Genomic DNA, 21,919 nt, shown 5'->3' on the forward strand with positions numbered 1-21,919 from the left:
CGAACACGAATGAAGGCAGACGACATGAGCATCGACGAAGCAACGCCGACCGACACCGGCACGCATGGTTTCACCATCGACAAGCGGCGGCGGTGGCCCTACCTGGTGGCGGCGTTGCTCGTAATCGTCGCTTTGGCAGTGTATTTCGCCGTGTTCCGTGGTGATGGAACCAAATCTGCCAACGAGACGGCCGGTGCGACGCTGCAGGTGGTCTACCTGGACTCCAACCCGGCCGAGAAGCGCATCATCGAGTACATCGGCGAGAACATCGCCAAGGACTACGACGTGAAGGTCGCGGCCGTCGGGTTGGGCGACAGCACACAGATCAACAGCGCGATCAACGACGGCCGCTTCGCAGGCACGATATTCCAGCACCGGCATTGGTTGCAGCAGGTGCTCGACGCCAACCCCGGCTTCAAGGAGGAGGCGGCGACGGGTCCGTTCTTCCACTGGGTGTTCGGCATCTGGTCCGACAAGTACCGCACGCCGCAGGAGATCCCGGACGGCGCCACCGTGTCTCTGCTAGCCGATCCCGCCAACAACGCCCAGGGGATCTGGTACCTGGCACAGGCCGGCCTGATCACGCTCAAGCCCGACGCCGACGTCACCGCCCTCACCCAGAGCGACATCGCGACCAACCCGAAGAACCTCAAGTTCACGCTGCTCGACTTCGGAGCCCAGCCGAGGGCGCTGCCCGACCTCGACGCGATCGTCGGCTACGCCGAGTCATTCCTTGCGGCAGGCGTTTCCGAGGACAAGCTGATCTACGCGCCGAAGTCACCGGACGAGTTCGCCTCCGTGCTGACCGTCGGCAGCGACTACGTCGACACCCCCAACATCCAGAATCTGATCAAGGCGTTCAACGACCCGCGGGTGCAGACGTTCATCGCCCAGGACCCGGAAGTGCGCAAGCTGGCCCTGCCCGGACGGCCGACGTGACGGTCCGACGCCGCGAACTCCATCTCGGGGTGAACGTTCTGTCCGACGGCATGCACCCGGCGGCGTGGCAGTACCCGGGCGCCGACCCGCACTGGTTCACCGATCCCGCCTACTGGATCGACGTCGCCCGCACGGCGGAGCGCGGCACGCTGGACGCGCTGTTCCTGGCGGACAGTCCGTCGTTGTTCCAGGAACCCGGTCAACCGTTGGTCGCGCCGCCGTTGGCGCTCGACCCGATCGTGCTGCTGTCGACGCTCGCGTCGGTGACCACGCACCTCGGGCTGATCGCCACGGTGTCGACGTCGTTCGAGGAGCCCTACAACGTGGCGAGGCGGTTCGCATCGCTGGACCACCTCAGCCGCGGCCGGGTCGCTTGGAACGTGGTGACGAGCAGCGACCCGTACGCCTGGAACAACTTCGGCAGCGGGAACCGCCCAACCGAACAACCGGCGCGCGCTGAACGCTACGGGCGGGCAGCAGAATTCATCGACGTCGTTCGGGCACTGTGGGATTCGTGGGACGACGACGCCGTGCTGGCGGACACGCGCACGGGTGCGTTCAGCAAGGTCGGCGCGATCGGCACGATCGACCACCGCGGCGAACACTTCCGCGTCGACGGGCCGCTGACGCTGCCCAGGTCGCCGCAGGGGCATCCCGTGCTGTTCCAGGCCGGCGGCTCACCCGGCGGTCTCGACCTTGCGGCGCGCTACGCCGACGGCGTGTTCGCGGCCCAGGCGTCGCTGCCCGACGCGTTGCGCAATGCCGACGAGTTGCGGGCCAGGACCGTGGCACACGGTAGGCCGCGCAACGCCATTCGGATCATGCCCGGGCTGTCCTTCGTGCTCGGCAGCACCGAGGAGGAGGCGCAACGGCGCAACCGCGAACTCAACGACCTGGCCGGCGAGCGTCGGCTGGCACACCTAGCCGCCCAGATCAGCGTCGACGTGGCCGAACTCGAATGGGATGCGCCGCTGCCCAAGTGGCTTCTCGACGGCGCCGAAACGGCAGGCGGCTCCCAGGGGGCACGCGACATCGTGGTGAACCTCGCCCGCCGCGAGAACCTCACCGTCCGTCAACTCCTCGACCGGGTGATCACCTGGCATCGGCTGGTGGTCGGCTCACCCGAGAAGATCGCAGACGCCATCGAGGAGTGGTTCGTGGCGGGCGCGGTAGACGGCTTCAACCTGATGCCTGACGTCTTCCCGTCCGGCCTCGAACTCTTCGTCGATCACGTGATCCCGATACTGCGGGACCGCGGACTGTTCCGCCGCGAGTACGCCCACACGACGCTGCGTGGGCACCTCGGGCTGGAGCGGGTCCCGGACAGAAGGGCCCTTCGCGTCGCGCGGGCTGTTTAGCCCCAGCCGCGGTTGCCGTCCCAGCCGCCGCAGATCCCGTTGATGCAGCCGCTGCCGAAGCCGCCCTGGATGGGATTCCAGCCGCCGCAGCCGTTCCAGTTGGGACCGCTGCCGCAGCCGCCACCGCCGCCCTGACCGTCGGGGCCGCCGCTGCCGTGCGTACCGATGGGGTCGGCCAGGACGACCTGATCGGCGGCGGATGCCGGTGAGCTTGCGATGACCACGGCCGCCGGGGCGGCGACGATGGCCGCCGCGGCGGCTCCCGCCACGACGACCGATCGAATGATTCTCCGATTAGTTAGCATAGCTCCATAGTGCTCCCGCAAGCGGTGCGCTTTCAAGCAATATGTGATCGGGGACACCGTGTTTCGCGACCCGTGAGACGAACACCAGGCCCTCCCCGGGGATATTCGGGAGGGCCTGGTGGGTTCGGGGGGGTTACGCCTGGTTCTGCAGGTTCGCGATGCGCTGCGGGCCGTGGTTGTTGTGCCACCCCGGCTTGGCGGTCGGGGCAGGCTTGGCGTAGGTGTCCGGGCTGTAGGAGTAGCCGGGACCGGTCGGGGACTGCCCGCTGGTGGCGGCGTTGGCCATGCCGGCCAGTCCGAGGGCGGCAGCGCCGATCATTGCGGGCACTGCGACAAAGCGGGCGAAGTTGCGGGCGATGGTGGTCATTTCTTCAATCCTTCTGTGATGGTTTGTGTTTCGGCTTCTCCGCCGGTGTGTTCCGGCGATGAGATAACTATGTCTTGCGAGCGGCGCCCTGTATGTCGGGCGAGTGGTGGAGGCGCAGGATGAAAGCGCTGTCCACCGATCGGGGGACACCTGACGGCGTGAACCGCCCCGCCGTCGTCCGCTCAGCGCCACTCAACGAGGCCGAGCTCGACCAGCCTCGTGGAAGTAGCCAGCGCTTGCTCTCTGACCTCATCCGCACCGAAGCCGGTGTTCTCGACGGCGTTGTGGATCGAGGCGCGTAGCGGCCTCTTGCCGTCGAGTTCCAACATCACAGGGAGGGCGAGCGGAGGGATGACAGCGCTGATGGTTAGGCCCGGTTGCACCCACAGCTGCGTTGGCGCGGGGTGATAGGCGCCGTCGCTGCGGTGCAGAGTCTGATCGAGACTGGTCCCTGGCAAGGGAGCGAGCACCTCGTCCAGCAGATCGCTGCGATCGCCGAGGCCGGCCAAGCGGCGTCTCTGGGCGAACGCGCGTTTGATCTGCTCGCCCGCGGGCCCGGTGGGACTGGCAGGCATCTCGTCGACCCAGGTGTACACCTCCGGGTCAGCGCGACGATGCAGGACGATCGCTCCAGTGGCGATGGCGTCGATGTGCTCGTCGCGGTAGAACGTCAGCCACCTATCCAACGCTGCAGCGAAGCCGGCGCTGGTGTGTTCGGTTTGAGCCAGCCAGGTGTGTGCGTAGCCGAGTGGGTCCTGGCTGCTGAAACGTAGAACCCATGCGTCGCAACCCAATTCGGCCAGCCAGGCCCGCACCGGGACCGACCAGTCGCCGCTGGCGTCGTGCAACCAGCTGGCCAGCATCGAGCCCCAGCCGTCGGGGCGCAGATGGTGGGCCACGTCGCGGAGCAACAGCCCGCACAGGGTGCCTGCGCCGCCGGACGGCGTGGCGTCGCGCCACATGAACGTGTTGTCTGGCGAGATGATGAACGGCGGGTTGACGGTGATCAGATCGAACGTGTTCTGGGCGACGGGTTCCAGGAGGCTGCCTTCGCGCCAGGCCAGTGAATGCAGGCCGTTGAGCGCCGCACCGAACGCCGCGAGGTCCAATGCCCGGGGATTGATGTCGGTGCCCGTCACGGTCTTGGCATGTCCAGCGGCGAGTAACGCTTGAACGCCGCCGCCGGTTCCGACGTCCAGAACATCGGCTCCAGGTTGGCGGACGGTCAGGTCGGCCAGAGTCAGCGAGGCCTGCGCCACTCCGACGACGTCTTCCCGATGAGCGGTGCGTCCGTCGTGCCAGTCGTGGCAGACCAGCAGCCCGTCGCACCAGCCGATCCGTACCGCCGCCTGCACCCGGTCGTCATCTCGTATCAGTAAGCCCGCGCTCGCCAGCGCGTCGACCGTGAGCGGTTGCAAGGCGTCGGCGGCCTCGAGTCGGGTGGTTGTCGATCCCGCCAGAAACAACCGCACGAGCACCGACAACCGCGAACCCGCCAGCCGGTGAGCCAGCACGGTGGCCTCGAAGTGATCCGGCGCGACGCGATAGGCCTCCGCCGAGTCCATCGCGGACGGTTGCAGTGTCCTGGACAGGCCCGTTGGCGTGTATCCCTGCGCGGCAAGGAGTTTGCCGAATCCTTCGGCGATGGCCACCAAGCCGGACAACCGCGCCACCCGGCTCATCGATTGCATCGACCGGCGCCTCCCGCCTCAAGATCAGAAGGGGATGGTGCTAGACCCTTACTGCTGCTCCGTGAGGATGGGCGACTGCGGGAGTTCGTGGATGACACCCGGAATCTTCAGGGCAGGCACTTTGTGCGCAATCTTGAGTGCCGGTGCCGTGACGGCGGGAACCTTGAGCCCCGGGAGCTTCTGCTCGATCTTCTGAGCCGGGATGGTCAAGCCCGGTGTTCCGATGTTCGGGTACGGAATGGGCACCGGCCCCGGTCCCGGCCCGATCACGACGTCGCAGCTGTCGCAGCCGGGGGAGGCCCCTGCGACCCCGGCCTCCAGAACCGCGGCGCCCGTCGCCGCTGCCAGGGCGACCAACGACATCGTGACTGTCTTGGTGAACTTCGCGTTGTCCATGAGCACTGCCTCCCCTTGTTAGCGCAGCTAAGTCTGTGCACCTCAATTCCCCTATGGTGCACAGGCTTAACGAACGGTATCAGCAAAGGCAGCTACCTATTCGGGAATGGACAACCTCGCCCCACCTTCCGAACCGGGCAGATTTGCAGTAGCGCAGTACTGCGGTCGTGCCGCCGAATGCGACCGACGATTCGCGTTGCGGAACTCGACCCGGCGCGGTGACCAGCGTTCCGCCAGTAGTGAATGGGGAACGACGATGAGCAACGCAAAGTACGTCGGTCGCGTCGGGGCACTGGCGATCGCGTTGGGAGTAGGGAATGTTCGACGCACCCTTGCCCGGATGACGGTGTCGATCGGCGTGGCGGCCTTGGTGGTGGCGGCGACGGTTGCGCCGGCACGGGTGTCGCCGGCGGTGACACTGTCGGCGGACACGACCGCCCTGATCGTCTGCGGAACCACCTGCCCGACGGCCGACGCCTGGTTCATGGAAGCCATCATGAACCAGTACATCGGGCCGACCCATCCAGGTCAGACCATCACGCCGGTCGCTGTGACCACGCCAGAGGAGTATTGGCCCATCACGGGGCTGTTGCGCCTCGTCGGGCGCGCAGTCGGGGATCCGCGCCTCTTCGGACCCGGTGGCGCAGCGTGGCCGGATGAGCCATGGTGGAAACTCTCGGGACTCTTCGACCTCACGGAGTCTCAGTCGGTCAGGGCAGGGGCGGCCGATATCGAGGCGGCGATGGCCGCGCACGGCAACGACCACCTGGTGATCTACGGAGTCTCGCAGTCCGCGGCCCCCGTCAACACTGTGAAGCGCAAGCTGGCGGAGCAGTACCCCGCGGGAACCACCGCTCCCGACATCGACTTCGTGCTACAGGCTGACCCGAATTTTCCCAACGGCGGCCTTAGTTCGCGGTTCCCGAACCTCTACATTCCGATCCTCGATATTTTGTTCGACGGTCCGGCGCCGACCGATACGCAGTTCGACACCGTTGAGATCAGTCGGCAGTACGACGGGGCATCCGACCTCCCGCTCTTTCCGCTCAACTTCATCGCCGACCTGAACGCGGTTCTCGGGTTCGTGTACCTGCACACCAACTCATTCGACGTCAGCCTGCCTGCCGATCCGACGACGTCGCCGGCTTACCAGGGCACCCATGGCGACACCAGTTACTACTTCTTCGAGACCCGGGATCTGCCGTTGTTCGCACCGCTGCGTCAGCTGGGCGTACCCGAGGCGTTGATCGACGTGGTCGAGCCGTTCTTCCGGGTGATCGTGGAACTGGGTTATGACCGCAGCATCCCGCTGTGGCAGCCCACCCCTGCGCGGCTGCTTCCCACACTTAACCCCGCAACCGTGGCAACCGATCTCGTCAACGCAGTTGGTGAGGGCGTCACCAATGCCGCGGCCGCCATCGGTTCACCAAAGCTGCCCAGCCTTCCGGCGCCGATCACTCTCGAGGCGCCGGCCACGCAGACAGCAACAGCCGATGCGTCCCCGCAGGCGAAGTCGATCAGCACGCCGACGGGAACTCAGCCGACGGTGCCCGAGCCAGCCGAGAGCGCCGACCCGTCCACCACGGAAACGCCAGAGCCATCGGCTAGCACCCCGGCGCCTGAGCCGCTGAAGCCTGCCCGTCAGTCGGCGAAAGTCCGGCCGTTGGTACGCGATTCGCTCAAAGTCGACCAGCCGATCACCAAGACCGCCGATGCCGGTGCAGAGGACGCGACGAGCGCACCGTCCCCAGCGAACACCGCATCGCCAGCGGCCGGCAGCACTTCCAAGCCCGACGACTCACCTGGTGCCGACGACGCCAGCGACGAATGAGCTAGGGTCGGCTGCTTGCCATCTCCTCGGCCCACGCGATGTGTCCTTCGAAGCCAAGGGATTTCGCCATGGCGCAATAGTGGCTCACCAACTCCGAGGAGGCCACGTCGTCGCCCCGGGCGCGAGATACCAAGGCGCGCAGCCGTAGCAGCGCTATTTCGAGCATCGTCGAACGCTGGTCGGCACACAGGATCGTCAGTCGGTCGATCTCATGTTGCGCTTCGGCCACGTCGCTCTGGGTGCCACGCTCCAACAGGGTCTGCGCCAGCACACTGGTGCCCCACACGCCGTAGAAGAGGTTCCCTGCCGCGCCCAGCTCGTCGACGGCTTTGCGCATCACCGCAATGGCAGCGTCGTGGTCACCGCGCCTGGCCGCTTCCCTGGCGGCCCACACGTCGGTGACGGGGATGAGGAAGAGGGCACGTTTGCGCAGCCATATGTCGCGGGCCTGCGTCATCAATTCGAGCCCTCGTTGACGGTCGGCCGCGGAGTCCCGATTCAGCAGCCCGACAGCCAATGTGTACGCGGCCAAGCCCAGTGCGCGCACCGCCCAAAAAGCCAGTAGCGACCGCCGCGAGCCGCGAGGCTTCTTCCTGGATGACCAGGGCCGCGACACAGGCGCGAAAAGCGTGATCCTCCAGGGCAATAGGGGCGCCGAAGATCGCCATCACCCCGTCGCCGTGGTATTCGACGGTCCCGCCGTAGCGGCGCAGCACCGTCGCCGAGCGCTCCAGGAGATCGGTCATGACCTCGCGCAGCCGTTCCATGTCCAGCGCGGCGGCGATGTCCATCGAGCGCACCACGTCGGCGAACAACAACGTCACCTGCTTGTACTCGGCCTTGTCGACCGAAGCCGCAATCGAGGCACCGCACGCGTCACAGAACCGGGCGCCCGCACGGGGTGCCGCGCCACATGACCGGCACACCGCCGGTGCACTCGTCTCGGTAATCCGCCAAGGGTAGGGCTTCTGCACTGGACTGGAAGAGACTCCGGCGGGAGGGCCGGGAACAAATCCGCGAGCACCCCCGTTGACCACTTCGACAACTTGAGTGAATCAGGCTCAACTCTGGTTTGACACCACGGTGCCATCCGAGGCAGTCTTGAGCGTGGTCCACTCAGACCCACAAATGTCTATCAGGAGGCAATCAACATGGCTCGTGCGGTCGGTATCGACCTCGGGACCACCAACTCCGTCGTTGCGGTTCTCGAAGGTGGCGACCCCGTCGTCGTTGCAAACTCAGAAGGCTCACGTACCACCCCGTCCGTCGTCGCATTCGCGCGCAACGGCGAGGTACTCGTCGGCCAACCCGCCAAGAACCAGGCGGTCACCAACGTCGACCGGACCATCCGTTCGGTCAAGCGTGAGATCGGCACCGACTGGTCCGTGGAGATCGACGGCAAGAAGTACACCGCGCAGGAGATCAGCGCGCGCGTCTTGATGAAGCTCAAGCGCGACGCAGAGGCCTACCTGGGCGAGGACATCACCGACGCGGTCATCACGGTGCCCGCGTACTTCAATGACGCGCAGCGCCAGTCCACCAAGGACGCCGGTCAGATCGCCGGCCTCAACGTGCTGCGCATCGTCAACGAGCCCACCGCGGCGGCCCTGGCCTACGGGCTGGACAAGGGCGAGAAGGAACAGACCATCCTGGTGTTCGACCTGGGTGGCGGCACCTTCGACGTCTCGCTGCTGGAAATCGGCGAGGGCGTCGTCGAGGTCAAGGCCACCTCCGGTGACAACCACCTCGGTGGCGACGACTGGGATCAGCGCGTCGTCGACTGGTTGGTCGAGAAGTTCCGGTCCAGCTCGGGCATCGACCTGACCAAGGACAAGATGGCCATGCAGCGGCTGCGTGAGGCCGCGGAGAAGGCGAAAATCGAACTCAGCTCCAGCCAGAGCACGTCGATCAACCTCCCCTACATCACCGTGGACGCGGACAAGAACCCGCTGTTCCTCGACGAGCAGCTGACCCGGGCCGAGTTCCAGAAGATCACGCAGGATCTGCTGGACCGCACCCGCAAGCCGTTCCAATCGGTGATCAAGGACGCCGGCATCTCGGTCGGCCAGATCGACCACGTCGTGCTGGTGGGTGGTTCCACCCGTATGCCCGCGGTGACCGAACTGGTCAAGGAGCTGACCGGCGGCAAGGAGCCCAACAAGGGCGTCAACCCCGACGAGGTCGTCGCCGTCGGCGCAGCCCTGCAGGCCGGTGTCCTCAAGGGCGAGGTCAAGGACGTGCTGCTGCTCGACGTCACGCCGCTGTCCCTCGGCATCGAGACCAAGGGTGGCGTGATGACCAAGCTCATCGAGCGCAACACCACGATCCCGACGAACCGGTCGGAGACCTTCACCACGGCCGACGACAACCAGCCGTCGGTGCAGATTCAGGTCTATCAGGGTGAGCGCGAGATCGCGTCGCACAACAAGCTGCTCGGCAGCTTCGAGCTGACCGGCATCCCGCCGGCGCCGCGCGGCGTGCCGCAGATCGAGGTCACCTTCGACATCGACGTCAACGGCATCGTTCACGTCACCGCCAAGGACAAGGGCACCGGCAAGGAGAACACGATCAAGATCCAGGAGGGCTCCGGCCTGTCCCAGGAGGAGATCGACCGGATGATCAAGGACGCCGAGGCGCACGCCGAGGAGGACCGCAAGCGTCGCGAGGAGGCGGACGTCCGCAACCAGGCCGAGTCGCTGGTCTACCAGACGGAGAAGTTCGTCAAGGAGCAGCGTGAGGCCGAGGGCGGCTCGAAGGTCCCCGAGGAGACGCTGACCAAGGTCGACGGTGCCGTCGCCGAAGCCAAGCAGGCGCTCGATGGCAACGACATCGCGGCCATCAAGTCCGCGATGGAGAAGCTGGGCGTCGAGTCCCAGGCGCTCGGGCAGGCGATCTACGAGGCCACCCAGGCCGAGCAGGGCCCGGGCGGAGCCGACGGTGCCCCGGCCGACGACAACGTGGTGGACGCCGAGGTCGTCGATGACGAACGGGAGAACAAGTGACACAGAACGATTCGCACGAGCCGGTGACCTTCACCGACAAACGGCGCATCGATCCGGTCACGGGTGAGGTTCGGGAGTCCTCCGGCACGGCCCCTAGTGGGTCGGAGCCGGAGGCTCCTCCCGCTGCCGCCACCGAATCCGATGAAGCCGTGGAACTGAAGGCCACGCTGCAACGCGTCAAGGCGGAGTACGACAACTACCGGAAGCGGTCCGTCCGTCAGGAACAGGCCGCCGCCGAACGGGCCAAGGCCGGCGTCGCGGCCCAACTGCTGCCCGTGCTCGACGATCTCGACCGGGCCCGCAGGCACGGCGATCTCGAATCGGGGCCGTTGAAGTCGGTGGCCGACAAGCTGGCCGCCGCCTTCGACGGCATCGGCCTGGTGGCGTTCGGCGCCGAGGGTGAAGTGTTCGACCCCTCCCTGCACGAGGCCGTGCAGCACGAGGGCGAGGGCTCCCATCCGGTGATCGGGACGGTCATGCGCCAGGGCTACAAGCTCGGCGACCACATCCTGCGGCACGCTCTGGTCGGCGTGGTCGACACCGTGGTGGAATCCGACACGGTCGAGCAAACCGACGGTAGTGACGACGAAAACGTCTCGGCGAACGCAGAATCAAACGAATAAGCAAGAGATTGAGTACAGGTAAGGAGGTGACGCGACATGGCCCAGCGCGAATGGGTCGAGAAGGACTTCTACAAGGAGCTCGGCGTCTCCTCTGACGCCAGCACCGAAGAGATCAAGAAGGCCTATCGCAAACTGGCCTCGCAGCTGCACCCCGACCGCAATCCCGGCGATGCCGCCGCGGAAAAGCGGTTCAAGGCGGTGTCCGAGGCCAACAGCGTGCTGTCGGATCCTGCCAAGAAGAAGGAGTACGACGAAACCCGAAGGCTGTTCGCCAACGGGGGATTCGGTCGCCGGTACAACGCAGGCGATGGAAACTTCGGCGGGTTCGGCGGCTTCGGTGGTGACGCCACGGAAGTCAACCTCGGTGACCTCTTCGGCGCGGCCGGTCAGACCGGTGGCGCCAACATCGGTGACCTGTTCGGCGGACTGTTCGGTCGCGGCGCACAGCAGCCACGGCCCAGCCGTCCGCGGCGCGGCAACGATCTGGAGACCGAAACCGAGCTGTCGTTCCTCGAAGCCACCAAAGGCGTGGCCATGCCCCTGCGGCTGACCAGCCCGGCGCCGTGCACGAACTGCCATGGCAGCGGTGCACGCCCGGGCACCAGCCCCAAGGTGTGCCCGAACTGCAACGGGGCCGGCGTCGTCAGCCGCAACCAGGGCGCATTTGGGTTCTCCGAGCCGTGCACCGAGTGCCGGGGCAGCGGCTCGATCATCGAAGAGCCCTGCGACGAGTGCAAGGGCACCGGCGTGACGACCAGGACCCGCACCATCAACGTGCGGATCCCACCGGGCGTCGAGGACGGTCAGCGGATCAGGCTGGCCGGCCAGGGTGAGGCCGGGCTGCGGGGCGCCCCTTCCGGCGACCTGTACGTCACGGTGCACGTCAGGGCGGACAAGGTGTTCGGCCGCGACGGCGACGACCTCACGGTCACCGTCCCCGTCAGCTTCCACGAGCTCGCCTTGGGCACAACGCTTTCCGTTCCCACGCTGGAGGGCAAGGTCGGGGTGCGCGTACCCAAGGGCACGTCGGACGGACGCATCCTGCGGGTGCGTGGCCGCGGTGTGCCGAAGCGGTCCGGCGGCCACGGTGACCTGCTCGTCACGGTCAAGGTCGCGGTCCCGCCGAACCTCGAAGGTGAAGCGGCAGAGGCGCTGGAGGCCTACGCCAAGGCCGAACGGGCCAGCGGGTTCGACCCCCGCGCGAATTGGGCGGGGTCATGATGGGCGGGCGCAGTGCCGACGACGCCAGGACCTTCCTGATCTCGGTGGCCGCCGAGCTGGCCGGCATGCACGCGCAGACACTGCGCACCTACGACCGGCTCGGCCTGGTTCGCCCCCAACGCAGTTCGGGCGGTGGCCGTCGCTACTCCCAGCACGACGTCGACCTGCTGCGCGAAGTGCAGCGGTTGAGTCAGGACGAGGGCGTGAACCTCGCGGGGATCAAGCGCATCATCGAACTGACCAACCAGGTCGAGGCGCTGCAGTCGCGCCTCGCCGAAATGGCCGAGGAGCTGGAACGGTTGCGCGCCAACCAGCGCCGCGACGTGGCGGTGGTGCCCAAGAGCACGGCGCTGGTGGTGTGGCAGCCCGGTGCGCGCAGACGCCGACAGGCCGGCGAATAGCCGCTACGTCACCTTGATGGAGAAGCGGAACGTCTCGGGCGTGCCCGCGGCGGCGAATCGGTAACTGCCGCTGCGCAATGCGTCGGTGCGGGCGGCCATGGGCTCGATGGCGATCACGTCGTCGGTGCCCGGTGCGAACAGTTGCGCTGCCGGATAACCGCTTTCGAAGGTGATGTCGATCCGATGGTCACCGCCGACGACGGAGAACACCGAGCCGTCGGCCAACCCGTCGAAGCCGTCGTCGTATTGGGTGGTCTCGAGCGGCTCAGTCCGTCCGCTCCACTGCTCGGCGGCACCGGTCGGGATGCCCCGGCCGTCCACCGGGAGGTGCCGCATGTCGGGGGTGGTGAGCTGCCACTCCCCACGCGCCACGCCGGGAATCTTGAAGTACGGGTGGTAACCGAAGCACAGCGGCACCGACGCCGCGGTGCTCGGCAGCACCGTCGTCACGACGGTCAGCGTCCGATCGGCGAGCGTGACCTCTTGGGTCAGCACGTGCGGAAACGGGAACGACGCCAACAGCTGCGGCTGGCCCGCGTAGTCGAGCACCGCCGTCACACTGTTCTCCGACTGCGCGGTCACCAGCCAGCCGGGATACCCGGTCAACACGCCGTGAATCGGCGCGCCGTGCTCGTCGGTGCGCACGCCGCCGGTACCCGGGGTCAACGTGACGAGTGCCCCGTCGATGCCATAGCTCATGGCGCTCAACCGATTTGCCCACGGATAGAGGATCGGGATGCCCATCGTCTTGCCTGCGGTCACGTAGGCGTCCAGGCCGCGGCGCTGGCCGAGAAACTCGGCGTCACCGTCGGCGAGCGAGGTGGCGATCATGCCCGCCCGAGGGACGAAGGTGGCGGTTACCGAGGACGACGGGTCTTTGAGCGTGACGGTTTCGAACGCGGGCATCGTTGGATTCTTGCACGCTCAGTTGGCGAGTGGATCGTGCTGGATCCGTTGCGCCTGCGCACCCTTCGCGACCAGCGCGGCCTTCGTGGCCTCGACCATGGCCGGCCCGCCGCACACCAGGATCTGCCGATCGCCCCAGTTGCCGTATCTCGTCACCACGTCGGGCAACAGGCCCGTCTGGCGTACGTGCAGGCCGCGGGGCGGCTCGTGGTCGGGATACTCGGTGGCCCACGGTGGATTGGTGGAGTACTCCGACACCGGCGTCACCGAGAGCCACGGGTTGGTGGACGCGATCTGCCACAGCGTCTGCAGATCGTAGAGGTCACACGGGTACCGGGCGCCGAAGAACAAGTGCACCCGCGGGTTTTCGCCGTGCCGGGTCATGTCCATGATCAGCGTGCGCAGCGGCGCAAGGCCGGTGCCGCCCGCGACCATCAGGACGTCGTCGCCGTCGCGGTCGACCTTCATGGCGCCGTGCGGGTTGGACAGGCGCCAGCGATCGCCGCGGCGTGTCTCGCCGACGATGGCGGGACTGATCATGCCGCCGCTGACGGATCGGATGTGAAACTCGATGGCTCCGCCGCGGTCGGCGGGGATCGACGGACTGAGGTGACGCCACCGTCGAGGCCATTGGGGCACTTCGACGGTGACGTACTGGCCGGGGTGGTAGTACAGCGGGCGGTCGAGCTGCAGCCGGACGATCGACACGTCGCGGGTGGCGCGGATGTGCTCGACGACGGTGCCGTCGCGGTAGGGCGGCCCCTTCTCCGCCTCGGCTGCCCCGCGCATCACGCCGACGATCAGTGTCACCGCGTCGTGGGCCGTTTCGGCGAGCCGGCGGTCCCACCGATCGATGAGATCTTCTTGGAGGGTGCGCAGCAGCGCGTCCTGCATGGTGTCGTAATGGCGTTGGGTGACACCGTACTTGCGGTGGTCGCGGCCCAGCTGGGCCAGGAAGGCGACGGGCTCCTGCGCGCGCTGGTCGATCAGTTCCCCCAACACCCACGTCAACGCATGCCCGAAGGCCGCACGTTGGTGCGTCATGTCGGGTGGGAAGAGGTCGCGAGCGGAGATGTCGGTGGCAAACCAACGGGTGTAGAACCGGTGGATCAGGTCGTCCGAACCGCCCTGCGGGTCGACCGCGGCGCGCAAGATCCCCAGCGCGTCGCGATCGTCGAGTCCCACGCCGCCCGAGTGTAGTTACGCGCGCGCGGCGGACTCCTGCCGCAGGCCTGCGATGACGATCATCACCGCCCCGGCGACCGCCCAGCAGGTCAACACGATGATCGCCGTCGTCGCGCCGGCCCCCGAGAAGTAGGCCGTCGACCGCAACAGTGTTCCGTTGGCGCCCTGTGGCAACGCCTGACCGAGCGTGCCCCAGCCACTTGGCAGCATCTGCGGCGCACTGGCCAGCCCGGACAGTGGATTGCCAAGCAGCATCGCGACGGCCGTGCCGACACCGAGGCCGACCTTGCCGAACAGCGAGCCGAGGCCCAACAGCGTCAGCCCGGTCGCCAGCGCGCCCAGCGTCAACCCGGCCGTGACCCCCCAGAAGTTCGCCTCGATCGAACCGAACACGTAGCGCAGCACGGCCGCGATGGTCAGCGCCGCCGCCCCGGCGAACACCACGGTGGCCGCGAACCGCAACCAAACTCGTTGTGGGAAGAGCAGTACCAGCACCACGGCGGGCAGCAAGCCGGCCAGCGTCAACGGCAGCGCGGATGCCGCCAGGCCGGCGCCGCGCGGGTCGTCGGGTGGCAGCGGAGCGAGGTCGACGGTGTGCAGCGGTGTCCCGGAGTGTGCGGCGATGCCGTCGCCGATGGGGGTCAGCAGCTGCGCCACCATCGGGCTGCCGCCGGTGGCCAACATCAGCGTCGTGCCCTGACCTGGGCTAGCGACGATGCCCCCGTACACCTCGCGATCGAGGATCGCCGCGCGCAGCGCCGCGTCGTCGCGATAAGTGGTGACGGCGAATCCGCTGGGTGCCTTCTGTTCCAGCTGGGCGTCGATCTGACTCACCACCGCCTGGGGCGCGGCGATGCCGATGGGTAGGTCGCGCGGTGCCGAGTGGACCGCGGGCAGCCCGAACGCGATGAACAGGACGGCAAGTCCGAGCGTGAGGGCGATGACGATTCCCATTGCCCGTACGACGGCCGGCGGTTCGTGTGTGGGTGACGCGTGATGGGTGTGCTGCGGTGGCGATTCGACGGTCATGAGAGTGCCCTTTTCATCTGTTGTTGAATTCTTCGGGTCAGCGTAACCCGGTGAGGGCCCAGTTTTCAACAGTCATTGAAATGATATCGTCGACGGATGGCTTCACCAGCGAAGACGACACGTCGCGGCCGTCGTCAGGGCGAGCCGGTGTCCCGCGAAACCGTCCTGCAGGCGGCCAAGCGGCAGTTCGCCGACCACGGCTACGAGAAGACGACGCTGCGGGCCATCGCTCGCGACGCCCAGGTCGACCCGTCGATGGTGCTGTACCTCTTCGGCTCCAAGGAGGAGCTCTTTCGGGAATCGCTGCGGCTGGTCCTGGACCCCGAGGTGCTGGTGGCCGCGCTGACCGAAGGCGAAGGAGACGTCGGGACCCGGATGCTGGGGCTGTATCTCCGGATCTGGGAGACGCCCGACTCGGCCGCGAGCATGCGGGCGATGCTGCAGTCGGCGACGTCGAACACCGACGCGCACGAGGCGTTCCGCGGGTTCATGCAGAGTTACGTGCTGCCCGCGGTGTCGGGGGTGTTCGGTGGTGGCGAACAAGCCCGGCTGCGGGCGATGCTCGCCGGATCGCAGTTGGTCGGGGTCGCGATGCTGCGCTACGTCATGCAGATACCGCCATTGGCGACGCTCAGCGCCGATGAGGTCACGAGGCTGATCGCGCCGACGTTGACGCGCTATCTGACCGCCGACGCAGACGAGCTCGGGTTGCCGGAGATGTAGTCGTTACAGTCCGTGAATTCCCTTGTACAGCACCAGAACACCGATAACGACCAGAATGGCCGCGACGAGGGCGGCGTGGTTGCGCTCCATCCAGTCCTTGAGCCGGGCCAGCGGCTGATCGAGGCGGTCGCCGGACACCACGTAGGCCAGTACGGGTAGCGCAACGGTCGATGCGGCCACAGCGACGAAGTACGCGACGGCGAGCCAGATTTCGGATCCGGTGACACCTGACGTGCCGATCGCCAGGCCTGCGGCCGCACAGATGAACAGCACCTTGGGGTTGACGACGACGAGCACCGCGGCGGTCAGCACCGCTCGGGCGGGTGTGATGGTGGTGAGGCTGCTCATCCACTTCGGTGAGTGCGCCGAACGCTTCCTCGTCAGCCAGCGGTAGATGCCGAACACGATCAGCGCCGAGCCAACGCCGACACGGAGCCACGATGCCCAACTCGGAGGCTTGTTTCCCAGCCCGCCAAGGAGATTGGACACCTCGACGAAGATCGACGTCAACGCGGCGAGGCCGACCAGCCAGCCGGCGAGGAACGCCAGCCCGGCCGGCTTGGGCCGCGGAGTGTGCAACACCAACACCGCGGGAATGATCGACAGCGGGGACAACGCGACTACCAACGCCAGCGGGATGAGTTCGGTCAACATCGCACGCCAACGTAACAAGGCTGCCCCGCGATTCTCGCTGAATGACGATGTTGGCGGTGTGACCGTGGATACGCTCTTGCCCGGTCCAGGCGAGGAGACGACACATGAGGCGATTGCCAACGGCGCTCGGGAAGACGACGGCGACCCTCGCCCTCACCCTCGCCCTCCCAGTGACCGTCGCAACCATCGCGACGCCCGCGACGAGTTGGGCGGACACCTGCGCCGAGACCGGTGCCGGCGTGCCGTTGGCCATCGACGCGCCGCCGTGCGCGGATGTCCTGGCCCAGGAGGCGCGGTGGCTAACCGCCATCACATCCGGTGATCGCGAGACGGTCGAAGACATTCTGAGCCCGACCTTCCGGCACGTGAACGCGGACGGGCAGATGTTCGACCGCGCGCAGGAGATCGCGGCCACCGAACCGCTGCCACTCGTCTTCAACGCGTCGGACCAGATCGTCGACATCGCGGGGGACACCGCGGTGATCCACGGCATCAACACGCTGACCCAGGATGGCAAGGTGCTCGACCGGGAGCGGTTCATCGACGTGTTCGTGCTGCAGAACGGTGTCTGGCTCGCGCTGGCGGCGCAGGAGACCGTGATCTGAAATCTGCGGAAACGCAAATTCGGCGAGATTTGCTGTGTAACGTCGCCGAGGGCCCAGCGCTGGTGCTGGCCGTGGCCGCGGGGGAACGTCATGCCGGTTCGCTCAATGAGATTGGTGCTGGCCCTCGTGGTCACCGTGGCGATGGCCGCGATGTTGACGAGTTGCACGTCGCACCCGAGGGAAGCGGCCACTGCGCCGCCCGGTGTCAACGCCGGACCTGACGGCAAACCGGCACCGTTCCGCGAGCCGGTTCGGCTCTCCAGCAAGGACGGCGTGCTCGAAGTCCGGCTGTCGGCCCACCAGGGAACCGTCAACCTCGACACGGTCAAGGAGCCGGTGTCCAACTTCCTGACGTTCGGCTACGACGTCATCAAGGGGACCAGCTCGGACGGTTCGACCAAGGGCGACAACGTCTATCCGGGACCGACCCTTCGTGTCGATCCGGGCGAAAAGCTGATCGTGCACTACGACAACGACCTTCAGGGCCTCACCATCAAGGACTTCTACGACCCGGCAATGACCCCAAAGGGCGGCGAGGTGCCCATCTACCCGCCCACGCTGGCGGAGGCGCCGCTCAATCTGCACACCCACGGCCTGCACGTCAGCCCGTCGGGTAACGCCGACAACGTGCTGTTGTCGATTCCCGCGGGGATGGGCAACACCTACACCTACGACGTCCCGAACAACATGCCCAACGGGCTGTACTGGTACCACAGTCACCGCCACACGATGACGACCCAGCAGACCTACGCAGGCCTGTCCGGGATGCTCGAGATCGGTAGGCCCGACGGCAACCTACCGCTCGTCACGCAGAACAAGATTCCAGTGCGCGACATGGCAATCCAGTACAACTTCGTGTTCGACCGCAACGGTAAGGGGCATCAGCTCAACAATCCGACCTGGCCGCAGTGGGTGAGCACGCTCAAGCCGCCCGAGGGTTCCCAGCTGGCCGACGGCACGTACTCACCGAGCCTGGCCCCGGTGAACATCGCCGACACGGCACAGGGTGCCCGGTACGTCACGCCCTGGTGGTCGGGCCCGTTGTCGCCGAAGAACAACCGCGGCCAAACCCAGTTCATGCCGTCCAACCTCATCGCCTTCGACAGCCCGGACCAGAAGATCGCCGAGAACCCGGCGCTGCCGGAGAACCAGCGCGACGTGCAATACACCGTGAACGGGCAGTTTCAGCCCGAGCTGAAGATCAAACCGGGCCAGACGGAGATCTGGGCGGTGGCCAACATCAGTGACATCTCCTACATGACGTTGCGGCTGACCGAGACCGCGACGGGCAACCATCCCAAGTTCGCCATCGTCGGGCAGGACGGCAACCCGTACACCCAGGTCGGCAAGCCCGTCAACGGGGACGGCACGACGCTCGACATCCCGCCAGGGTCGCGGTACGCCATCGCGGTCACCATGCCAGCCCAGGGCGACCTCGTTCTCGAGTTCCCGCCGGATTCCAAGGCCACCGAGATCACCGATCCCGCTGTGCTGTATACGAACAACGGCACACAGAAGACGCCCGCGGTGCTCGGCAAACTGAGCGTGGACCCGAAGTACATCAGCTACGCCGACGGTTTCTTCGTATTCCCGACCCAGACGCTGATCCATGCCACGCCGGACACCAGCGGGCAGGGGCAAACCACGGCATTCGAGCAGGGTCAGAACCTGAACGCGTATACGTCCTTCGTCGACACGTCGGTCATGACGCCCGCCGTCACACGAGACTTGACGATCACCGACACGATCGGCGGCGACAAGGCCAGCAATAGCGATCCCAAGGCCGTCATCTACTTCTTCGAACCCGCCGGGTTCCCGAACGTCCCACTGATCCAGCCGCGCCTCAACTCGGTGGAGGAGTGGAAGATCACCAACCAGAACAACGATGCGCATCCGATGCACATCCACGTCAACGACTTTCAGGTGATGGAGATCGACGACCCAAACCACGGTAGGACGGGAGTGGAACCGTGGGGCCTGGACAACGTCAACGTTCCGGCACCGGTGTTCAACGACATGCACGTCGTGAGCACGCCCGCCACGCTGACCCTGCGCCAGGAGTTCCTGGAGTTCGTCGGCACCTACGTGATCCACTGCCATCGGCTCAACCACGAGGACAACGGGTTGATGGCGACCATCAACGTCATTCCCGAGGTGTCGACGTATGCCGTGGCGATAACGGGCGGCAATGGAAAACCGGCATCGGTCCAGATCCGCGATGCCAACGGCGACAAGGTGTTACAGACCGTGTATCCGTTCCCGGCCTTCGAGGGCACGCCGTCGGTGGCGATGGCGGACGTCAATGGCGACGGCATTCTGGACCTGGTGGCGGGTACCGGCAAGGGTGCCTCGCCCGAGGTGGTCGCCTACGACGGCAACGACACCAGCGAAGGAGTCTTCAAAACCGAGCTCACCCGATTCGCGCCGTTCGATGCAGACTTCACGGGCGGGGTCTCAGTCGCGGGCACCGACATCGACGGAAATGCGCTGGCCGACAACATCATCGTTGGATCGGGTCCTGGCATGGAGTCGCAGGTGAAGGTGTTCTCCACGACGCTGCCGAGCGAGTCTGGCAAGGCGCCGGACGTCTTCTCCGCCTTCACGCCCTACCCCGGATCTCAGTCCGGTGTCACCCTGGCCACCGGCATGGTCGAACTTGGATCGGGCCGGGAATCCGTGGTGACCGCGCCAGGGCCAGGTGAGCCACCGCTGGTCAAGTCGTTCCGGTGGGACCTGTACACGGCCACTGCGCGGTCCCAGGCCAACGGCACTACGCCGCATGAACATTCGGGCAAGCCGAGCGACCCGCGGATGACGGCGCAGTTCCTGGCGTACGACGAGAACTTTCACGATGGCGTTGCGTTGTCCACGGGATGGGTGGCCGGCGCACAGGGCGGCGCCAAGAGCATCGTCACCAGTCAACTCGGTGGCAAGGGCACTGTGCGGGTGTGGTCGAACGGATCGCTGATCGACGGCCAGCCGGCCATCTACCTCGACAACCCCAACCACCACGAGGAGAACCTCGAGTATCGACAGATCGCGTCGTTCGAACCGTTCGCCGGCGGCACGGGCGTGACGGTGGCGACCACCAGCACCACGGGCGGTGCGGACCTGCTCGTCAGCGGAAAGGTGGGTGACGGTGCGGAGGTCCGCAAGTTCGGCCTGGCCCGGACGGATCCCGCGGCGACAACCCTGGCGCCGAAGCTGGTCGCGACGCTGCCGGTCATCCCGGGTTTGACGGCCGCGGGCGCCCTCGGCGGGCGGTAGGGCGCTGGACCACTAGTCGAATTGCCCACCTACGAGCGACTTTTCGGGACATCCGGGGATCGCAGCGCGGAAGTCGCTCAGAGCGTTGAGGGGGCTGCGCGAGTGTGCATCTGACGAGACAATCTGGGCTCAATGTCAAGCGGTTACGACAACATTCGGCATTCCTGGCTAAGCGGCTGGGGCGAGGAGGGCGGCGAGTCGGTCGGCGGGGGTGTCCAGGTCGAGAGTCGGTCGGGGCCGTGTGTTGAGTTTGTCTTGGATGCGTTTGAGGTCGGCTTTGGTGTGCACGCGCAGGTCGGTGCTCTTTTCGAACCAGAATCGAAGCAGTCGATTGGTGTTCTCGTTGGTACCTCGTTGCCAAGGTGAGTGGGGATCGCAGAAGTAGACCGGCGCCTGTAGCTGCAGGTTGATGTCACGCCAGTTGGCCATCTCACTTCCCCGGTCCCAGGTGATCGTGCGACGCAGATGGGCCGGCAACTCGCTCATCGCCTCGATCATCGCGGCGGCCACCGAGTCGGCGGTGTGGTCGGTGGGTAGGTGCAACAGGATGGTGAACCGGGTGCTGCGCTCGACCAGTGTGCCGATCGCACTGGTGCATCCGGTGCCCAGAATCAAATCGCCCTCCCAATGCCCTGGCACGGCGCGGTCGGCGGCCTCGGCGGGGCGGTCGCTGATGGTGAACACGTCATTGAACTTGCCGCGTCGCTCCGCCCGGCCCTGGGTCTTTCGCGCGGACCGCTTGGTCGACAGGCACTTGTGCAGATCGGCACGCAGCTGGCCACGGGTCTGCACGTAGAGGCACTTGTAGATGGTTTCGTGGCTCACCCGTGCCAGCTTGTCATCGGGGTGATCTCGAGCCAACACCTCGGCGATCAGCCCCGGGCTCCACCCGTCATCCATCCAGGATTCGATCTGGGCGCATAACACCGGATCGTTGAGCGTGAACTCCTTGGGGCGCTTGGCTTTCTGCGTGGCCCGGGCGTGGGCCATCCCGGCGTGGTAGTCCCCGTCGGGGTTGCGGTTTCGGTCGACTTCCCGCCAGATGACGGCCCGGTCACGGCCGATCTGACGGCCGATCTCGGCGTAGGAGAGTTTGGCGTCGAGCCCGCGCATGATCTCGATGCGTTCATCGAAGTTGAGCCGGTGGCCCCGCCCACCCGGCCCATTCAGGTCACCGGGCTCGAGCAGACCCGTCGCACTCTTGCTGTTTCGTCCAAGACGCATCGCTCCAGCGTCACGCCACCACAACCCCGCCGTGTTGTACGACACGCCCACACCCGCGGCTGCATCCCGAACCGACTCACCCCCGCACACCCGATCGAACAGCTCCCGACGGACAGAACGCGAAAACGGATAACCACACGGCACAGCAACCTCCAGCTACCAGGGATGTTGCACTGACCGTATGAATCTGCC

At 66.4% G+C, this 21,919-nt stretch carries 21 protein-coding genes and 1 pseudogene; 11 read left to right on the forward strand and 11 right to left on the reverse strand.

Features of this window, described 5'->3' with window-relative positions:
* Positions 1 to 24 precede the first annotated feature (24 nt).
* Together N536_RS0130710 and N536_RS0130715 are read left to right on the forward strand one after the other, a co-directional pair.
* Positions 25 to 939: a MetQ/NlpA family ABC transporter substrate-binding protein gene (locus N536_RS0130710; protein WP_029117115.1), complete on the forward strand. Its 915-nt coding sequence runs from the start codon at positions 25 to 27 to the stop codon at positions 937 to 939.
* On the forward strand, positions 936 to 2,297 hold the full coding sequence (locus N536_RS0130715) for an LLM class flavin-dependent oxidoreductase (protein ID WP_029117116.1): 1,362 nt from the start codon (positions 936 to 938) through the stop codon (positions 2,295 to 2,297). Before N536_RS0130710 ends, N536_RS0130715 begins: the two co-directional genes overlap by 4 nt.
* Here the strand turns inward: N536_RS0130715 and N536_RS0130720 are convergent.
* From N536_RS0130720 to N536_RS0130735, 4 genes are all read right to left on the reverse strand, one after another.
* The gene (locus N536_RS0130720; protein WP_029117117.1) at positions 2,294 to 2,602 is read right to left on the reverse strand and encodes a hypothetical protein; all 309 of its coding nucleotides are present in this window, start codon (positions 2,600 to 2,602) and stop codon (positions 2,294 to 2,296) included. The genes N536_RS0130715 and N536_RS0130720 overlap by 4 nt on opposite strands.
* 133 nt (positions 2,603 to 2,735) lie before the next feature.
* The gene (locus N536_RS39910; RefSeq protein WP_036438184.1) at positions 2,736 to 2,969 is read right to left on the reverse strand and encodes a hypothetical protein; all 234 of its coding nucleotides are present in this window, start codon (positions 2,967 to 2,969) and stop codon (positions 2,736 to 2,738) included.
* Positions 2,970 to 3,151: 182 nt separating this feature from the next.
* On the reverse strand, positions 3,152 to 4,660 hold the full coding sequence (locus N536_RS40970) for a methyltransferase (RefSeq protein WP_081809456.1): 1,509 nt from the start codon (positions 4,658 to 4,660) through the stop codon (positions 3,152 to 3,154).
* 48 nt (positions 4,661 to 4,708) lie between these two features.
* Positions 4,709 to 5,056: a hypothetical protein gene (locus N536_RS0130735; protein WP_029117118.1), complete on the reverse strand. Its 348-nt coding sequence runs from the start codon at positions 5,054 to 5,056 to the stop codon at positions 4,709 to 4,711.
* A gap of 256 nt (positions 5,057 to 5,312) precedes the next feature.
* Between N536_RS0130735 and N536_RS0130740 the strand changes: the two genes are divergently transcribed.
* Positions 5,313 to 6,887 (forward strand): PE-PPE domain-containing protein, encoded by a 1,575-nt coding sequence (locus tag N536_RS0130740; RefSeq protein WP_231514685.1) that lies wholly within the window; start codon positions 5,313 to 5,315, stop codon positions 6,885 to 6,887.
* 1 nt (position 6,888) lies between these two features.
* Here N536_RS0130740 and N536_RS0130745 read toward each other — a convergent pair whose 3' ends face one another.
* Both N536_RS0130745 and N536_RS43190 read right to left on the reverse strand, forming a co-directional pair.
* Positions 6,889 to 7,434 (reverse strand): hypothetical protein, encoded by a 546-nt coding sequence (locus N536_RS0130745; RefSeq protein WP_029117120.1) that lies wholly within the window; start codon positions 7,432 to 7,434, stop codon positions 6,889 to 6,891.
* Between the two features lie 22 nt (positions 7,435 to 7,456).
* Positions 7,457 to 7,702, reverse strand: a pseudogene (locus N536_RS43190) (adenylate/guanylate cyclase domain-containing protein); the annotation flags it as partial.
* Here N536_RS43190 and N536_RS43195 point away from each other — a divergent pair.
* The 5 genes from N536_RS43195 (at position 7,632) to N536_RS0130770 (ending at position 12,134) form a co-directional block, all read left to right on the forward strand.
* Complete coding sequence (locus tag N536_RS43195) at positions 7,632 to 7,850, forward strand: hypothetical protein (protein ID WP_029117121.1); 219 nt, start codon at positions 7,632 to 7,634, stop codon at positions 7,848 to 7,850. The pseudogene N536_RS43190 and the gene N536_RS43195 sit on opposite strands and share 71 nt — an antisense overlap.
* A gap of 188 nt (positions 7,851 to 8,038) precedes the next feature.
* Positions 8,039 to 9,889 (forward strand): molecular chaperone DnaK, encoded by a 1,851-nt coding sequence (gene dnaK / locus N536_RS0130755; RefSeq protein ID WP_029117122.1) that lies wholly within the window; start codon positions 8,039 to 8,041, stop codon positions 9,887 to 9,889.
* Positions 9,886 to 10,512, forward strand: coding sequence for a nucleotide exchange factor GrpE (gene grpE, locus N536_RS0130760; protein WP_029117123.1), 627 nt, complete (start codon positions 9,886 to 9,888; stop codon positions 10,510 to 10,512). Before dnaK ends, grpE begins: the two co-directional genes overlap by 4 nt.
* Before the next feature lie 36 nt (positions 10,513 to 10,548).
* A complete protein-coding gene (gene dnaJ / locus N536_RS0130765; RefSeq protein ID WP_029117124.1) occupies positions 10,549 to 11,733 on the forward strand; it encodes a molecular chaperone DnaJ in 1,185 nt (394 codons plus the stop codon).
* On the forward strand, positions 11,730 to 12,134 hold the full coding sequence (locus N536_RS0130770) for a heat shock protein transcriptional repressor HspR (RefSeq protein ID WP_029117125.1): 405 nt from the start codon (positions 11,730 to 11,732) through the stop codon (positions 12,132 to 12,134). The genes dnaJ and N536_RS0130770 overlap by 4 nt, the downstream gene beginning before the upstream one ends.
* A gap of 3 nt (positions 12,135 to 12,137) precedes the next feature.
* On the opposite strand, the gene N536_RS0130775 is transcribed toward N536_RS0130770, so the two are convergent.
* Genes N536_RS0130775 through N536_RS0130785 form a run of 3 tightly spaced genes read right to left on the reverse strand, consistent with a single transcriptional unit; the run spans position 12,138 to position 15,254 of the window.
* On the reverse strand, positions 12,138 to 13,040 hold the full coding sequence (locus N536_RS0130775) for an aldose 1-epimerase (RefSeq protein ID WP_029117126.1): 903 nt from the start codon (positions 13,038 to 13,040) through the stop codon (positions 12,138 to 12,140).
* Positions 13,041 to 13,058: 18 nt separating this feature from the next.
* Positions 13,059 to 14,225, reverse strand: coding sequence for an FAD-binding oxidoreductase (locus tag N536_RS0130780; protein ID WP_029117127.1), 1,167 nt, complete (start codon positions 14,223 to 14,225; stop codon positions 13,059 to 13,061).
* A gap of 15 nt (positions 14,226 to 14,240) precedes the next feature.
* Entirely contained in the window at positions 14,241 to 15,254 is a 1,014-nt protein-coding gene (locus tag N536_RS0130785) for a hypothetical protein (protein WP_029117128.1), read from the reverse strand.
* 96 nt (positions 15,255 to 15,350) lie between these two features.
* On the opposite strand from N536_RS0130785, the gene N536_RS0130790 reads away from it, so the two are divergent.
* Positions 15,351 to 15,977: a TetR family transcriptional regulator gene (locus N536_RS0130790; RefSeq protein WP_036438189.1), complete on the forward strand. Its 627-nt coding sequence runs from the start codon at positions 15,351 to 15,353 to the stop codon at positions 15,975 to 15,977.
* Between the two features lie 3 nt (positions 15,978 to 15,980).
* On the opposite strand, the gene N536_RS0130795 is transcribed toward N536_RS0130790, so the two are convergent.
* Positions 15,981 to 16,631 carry a GAP family protein gene (locus N536_RS0130795; RefSeq protein WP_029117130.1) on the reverse strand — a complete coding sequence of 217 codons (651 nt, stop codon included), beginning with the start codon at positions 16,629 to 16,631 and terminating at the stop codon, positions 15,981 to 15,983.
* A gap of 104 nt (positions 16,632 to 16,735) precedes the next feature.
* Here N536_RS0130795 and N536_RS0130800 point away from each other — a divergent pair, with 104 nt between their 5' ends.
* Both N536_RS0130800 and N536_RS0130805 read left to right on the forward strand, forming a co-directional pair.
* Positions 16,736 to 17,236, forward strand: a complete 501-nt coding sequence (locus N536_RS0130800) for a nuclear transport factor 2 family protein (protein ID WP_029117131.1) — start codon at positions 16,736 to 16,738, stop codon at positions 17,234 to 17,236.
* Between the two features lie 90 nt (positions 17,237 to 17,326).
* A complete protein-coding gene (locus N536_RS0130805; protein ID WP_029117132.1) occupies positions 17,327 to 20,503 on the forward strand; it encodes a multicopper oxidase domain-containing protein in 3,177 nt (1,058 codons plus the stop codon).
* Between the two features lie 168 nt (positions 20,504 to 20,671).
* Here N536_RS0130805 and N536_RS39920 read toward each other — a convergent pair whose 3' ends face one another.
* Positions 20,672 to 21,871 carry an IS30 family transposase gene (locus tag N536_RS39920; RefSeq protein WP_029117133.1) on the reverse strand — a complete coding sequence of 400 codons (1,200 nt, stop codon included), beginning with the start codon at positions 21,869 to 21,871 and terminating at the stop codon, positions 20,672 to 20,674.
* Positions 21,872 to 21,919: the final 48 nt, after the last annotated feature.

It is taken from the genome of Mycobacterium sp. URHB0044 (assembly GCF_000620625.1).
Lineage (GTDB): Bacteria > Actinomycetota > Actinomycetes > Mycobacteriales > Mycobacteriaceae > Mycobacterium.